Below are 3,893 nucleotides of genomic sequence, written 5' to 3'. Positions count from 1 at the left end.
GATCACATTGCTGCGCTCACATCAGGGCGCCAGCGGCAAAATCCGTCTCGCGCGGGTGGGCGACAATGAATGTCAACACGACCTAGCCTGCCCGCGCAACAAGACCACCATCGCGACCGGAGATATTTGCGCAGAAAATGCGCCCGCCGGGGTCAAAGCTCCTGGCCCTTTTTGCGCAATTCCTCCAGCAGCCCGCGATAGATCTCGCTGCTGTCGCCGCCGCCGAATATTGCTGCCCCGCCGGAATAGGCGGTGCCATAGGTGCGCGCCACGGTGATCGTCTGGACCAGACCCGACAGGAACTGATCCTTTTCAAGCGGCGACAGCGGATGAATGAAGACCCCCCAGAGCCGCCCATGCGCAACCGCATAGCGCGCATCAAGGGCCGCGTCGAAATTCGCCTGCATCAGGCGCAGCAGATCCGCCTGTGTCAGGCCTTCCACGCTGGCGATGGGCACCATGGCGCGCATCCGGTCGGCCCGCACATCCGTGATCACGATCACCGGAATATCCTCAAGGGTGAATTCCATCGCAGGTCCCTGCACCCGCATGTCCGGGTCCAGCGCCCGGATGATCCCGGCCATCCGCGCCAATGTCATCGGCGCTTCGCCCTGCTGGTCCTGCGGGGCTTCGGGCAGATCAGGCGACGCGGTCTGTGCCAGCGCGGCACCGGAGGTGAGCAGGGTCAGAACAACAAGGCTTCGGGCAATGATGCGGAACATGGCAATCTCCTCTGCCCCATCCTGCGCCGGAACAGCGTGAAATACACGTCACCTCTGAGTGAGCCGCGCCAAAAGGCCTGTTCAGGCAGAGCCCGCCATCTTTGCCTTGATCAGGGAAACGGCAGCTTCGACCGCCACCGCGATCTCCATCTCCGATGTGTCGATCTGCACAGCATCCTTGGCCGGTTTCAGCGGCGCATCCGCGCGGCCCATGTCGCGCGCATCGCGGGCCTGAACATCGGCCAGGACCTCTTCGAAGGTGGTCTCGATCCCCTTGCCCTGCAGCTCGGCAAAGCGTCTGCGGGCACGGACATCCGCATGGGCGGTGACAAAGAGCTTCACCTGCGCATCCGGGCAGATCACTGTCCCGATGTCGCGCCCGTCCAGCACCGCGCCACCTGCGCGGGTGGCAAAACTGCGCTGGAAGTCGACCAGGGCGGCGCGCACTTCCGGCACCGCGGCGACCCGGCTTGCCGCCTGCGCAACCTCGGGCGACCGCAGGCGGTCGTCTTCCAGATCACCGGGCACAAGCGCCTCTGCCGCGGCCTGGGCGGCCTGTCCGTCCAGCACCTTTGCCCCCACCGCCCGGTACAACAGCCCCGTATCGAGATGGGCAAAACCGAAATGCCGCGCCACGGCCTTGGATATCGTCCCCTTGCCCGAGGCTGCGGGCCCGTCGATGGCCACCGTGAAACCGCTCAGTCTCATCCGTTGCTCCGGCTGATCTGCGCGCCCAGACCCTGCATCAGCGGCTCGAAGATCGGGAAGGAGGTGGCGATCGGCCCTGCGTCATCCACCTGCACCGGGGATTGCGTTGCCATGCCGAGGATCAGGAACGACATGGCGATGCGGTGATCGAGCTGGCTGGCGCAGACTGCCCCGCCCGGCACCTTGCCATGCCCCCGGCCCGTGACAATCCACCAGTCGGGCCCTTCCTCCACCTCGATGCCATTGGCGCGCAGACCCTTGGCCATGGCGTCGATCCGGTCGCTTTCCTTGACCCGCAATTCCTTGACCCCGCGCATTTCCGTGCGGCCTTCGGCAAAGGCCGCAACCACCGACAGCACGGGATATTCGTCGATCATGCTGGCCGCACGTTCGGGCGGTACCGTGATGCCTTTCAGGTCGGGCGAGAATCGTGCCCGCAGGTCGGCCACCGGCTCGCCCCCCTCTTCGCGTTCGTTTTCATAGGTCAGATCGGCCCCCATCTCGCGCAGCGTGGCAAACAGCCCCGCCCGCGTCGGGTTCAGCCCGATCCCCGGCACCAGCACATCCGACCCCGGCACGATCAGCGCCGCACAGACCGGGAAGGCCGCCGAAGACGGATCGCGCGGCACCTCGATGTGCTGCGGCTTCAGCTCCGGCTGGCCGGTCAGGGTGATCACCCGGCCCTGCGCCGTCTCCTCCACCGTGACCTCGGCGCCAAAACCCGCCAGCATCCGTTCGGTATGATCGCGGGTCGCCTCCGCCTCGATCACCACGGTCTGCCCCGGCGCGTTCAACCCTGCCAGCAGCACTGCCGATTTCACCTGCGCCGACGGCACCGGCACCTCGTAGCGCACCGGCACCGGTTCCACCGCGCCGACCAGCGTCATCGGCAGCCGCCCGCCCGCGCGCCCCACCGCCTGACAGCCGAACAATGCCAGCGGGTCGGTCACCCGCGCCATCGGGCGGCCGTTCAGACTGGCATCCCCGGTGAACGTCGCCACGATGGGCGAGGTCGCCATCGCCCCCATGATCAGCCGCACCCCGGTGCCGGAATTGCCGCAGTCGATGACATTCCCCGGCTCGGCAAAACCGCCCACACCAACACCATGCACCGACCATTTGCCGCCGCCCAGCTGCGTCACCTCGGCCCCGAAGGCCCGCATGGCGCGTGCCGTGTCCAGCACATCCTGCCCTTCCAGCAGACCGGTGATCGTGGTCTCGCCCACCGCCATCGCCCCCAGGATCAGGGATCGGTGCGAAATCGACTTGTCGCCGGGCACCTCCGCCGTGCCGGTCAGCGGCCCGCAGGCCTGCGAAGTCATCGGAATTGGGTCACCATGGGCTGACATCTGAAGGTCCTTACCTGTTTCCGGGCGGTTTTAACCCAGCCTCCCGGCAGCGTCCATGCCAGCCTGCCCCCTTCATTGTTCCAAAAATATACCAGAGCGCGAGACAGCGTCTCGCACCGATTTGGCAGCGCCAAATCAATGAAATCGCTTGCGGGCCGCAGGCCCGCGCAATCATGTCCGGCGGAAGGTCAGGTAGTGCGGCCTGCGCCCCTCGCGCAGGGCCTTCTGCTCGTACCGCGTGGACAGCCAGTCCTCCCAGGGCGCGCGCCAGTCTTCCGGACCCTCTGCCAGCCATTCAAAGCCGAATTTCGGCACTTCCTCCAGGGTCTGGCGCACGTAATCCTCGATGTCCGTCGCCACCCTGAAAATCGCCCCGGGCTTCAGCACCCGCGCCAGCGGCACCAGATGTTCTTCGGTCACAAAGCGGCGTCGGTGGTGGCGTGCCTTGGGCCAGGGGTCGGGATAGAGCAGAAACGCCCGCGCAACCGAGGCCTCAGGCAGCACATCGAAGAGATCGCGGGCGTCACCGGGATGTACCGCCAGGTTCGAAACCCCGGCGCGCCGGATCTTGCCCAGCAACATGGCAACCCCGTTGATATAGGGTTCGCAGCCGATGATCCCGACATCGGGGTTCGCCGCGGCCTGATGCACCAGATGTTCGCCGCCACCAAATCCGATCTCAAGCCAGACCGGCCTGTCACCGAAGAGGCCCGGCAAATCCAGCGGTGTGCGCGCGGGGTTTTCCTCCCAGCTCACCGCACCGGGCGACAGCGCGCCCAGATCTTCATCCAGGTAGGCTTTCTGCGACTTTTTCAGGGCCTTGCCCTTGAGGCGGCCATAGAAATTCCTGCGGGGTCTGACGGGATCATTCATGCCCCGCGCTTTAGCGCCCTGCGGGGCCTGCTGCAAGCCGCCGTTGCACGGCGATGACCCCGGCTCCCGCGGCTTTCAGGCTGCCCCGAAACGAAAAGCGGCCCCCGGGGGGGAGCCGCCTGAGGCTGCTGAAAAAGCACGTTCCTGCACCCGCCCCCCCCCCGAAACAACGAAATCGTTCTTCCACGACGCCAGCCACAAGCCTTGGCCCGGGTGTCAGCCCGGGCCGCGCCCGACCCTC

4 protein-coding genes are annotated in these 3,893 nt (G+C 66.3%); all 4 read right to left on the bottom strand.

Annotated elements, in window-relative coordinates:
- Nucleotides 1–152: 152 nt before the first annotated feature.
- The 4 genes from PVW51_RS24020 to trmB all read right to left on the bottom strand — a co-directional run bounded on the left by PVW51_RS24020 (nucleotide 153) and on the right by trmB (nucleotide 3,652).
- A complete protein-coding gene (locus tag PVW51_RS24020) occupies nucleotides 153–722 on the bottom strand; it encodes a hypothetical protein (RefSeq protein ID WP_274578207.1) in 570 nt (189 codons plus the stop codon).
- Between the two features lie 81 nt (nucleotides 723–803).
- Entirely contained in the window at nucleotides 804–1,430 is a 627-nt protein-coding gene (locus PVW51_RS24015; protein WP_269361066.1) for a (d)CMP kinase, read from the bottom strand.
- On the bottom strand, nucleotides 1,427–2,779 hold the full coding sequence (gene aroA, locus PVW51_RS24010; protein WP_274578205.1) for a 3-phosphoshikimate 1-carboxyvinyltransferase: 1,353 nt from the start codon (nucleotides 2,777–2,779) through the stop codon (nucleotides 1,427–1,429). The genes PVW51_RS24015 and aroA overlap by 4 nt, the downstream gene beginning before the upstream one ends.
- Nucleotides 2,780–2,950: 171 nt before the next feature.
- Entirely contained in the window at nucleotides 2,951–3,652 is a 702-nt protein-coding gene (gene trmB / locus PVW51_RS24005) for a tRNA (guanosine(46)-N7)-methyltransferase TrmB (RefSeq protein WP_274578203.1), read from the bottom strand.
- Between the last annotated feature and the right edge of the window lie 241 nt (nucleotides 3,653–3,893).

It is taken from the genome of Sulfitobacter sp. PR48 (assembly GCF_028807335.1).
Classification (GTDB): Bacteria; Pseudomonadota; Alphaproteobacteria; order Rhodobacterales; family Rhodobacteraceae; genus Sulfitobacter.
Note: the sequence above shows the minus strand (reverse complement) of the source record. Positions and strands in the feature narration are given on the sequence as shown.

Coding starts and splice junctions, on each gene's coding strand:
- trmB (WP_274578203.1), bottom strand. CDS start 3,652: ATGAATGATCCCGTCAGACCCCGCAGGAATTTCTATGGCCGCCTCAAG.
- aroA (WP_274578205.1), bottom strand. CDS start 2,779: ATGTCAGCCCATGGTGACCCAATTCCGATGACTTCGCAGGCCTGCGGG.
- PVW51_RS24020 (WP_274578207.1), bottom strand. CDS start 722: ATGTTCCGCATCATTGCCCGAAGCCTTGTTGTTCTGACCCTGCTCACC.
- PVW51_RS24015 (WP_269361066.1), bottom strand. CDS start 1,430: ATGAGACTGAGCGGTTTCACGGTGGCCATCGACGGGCCCGCAGCCTCG.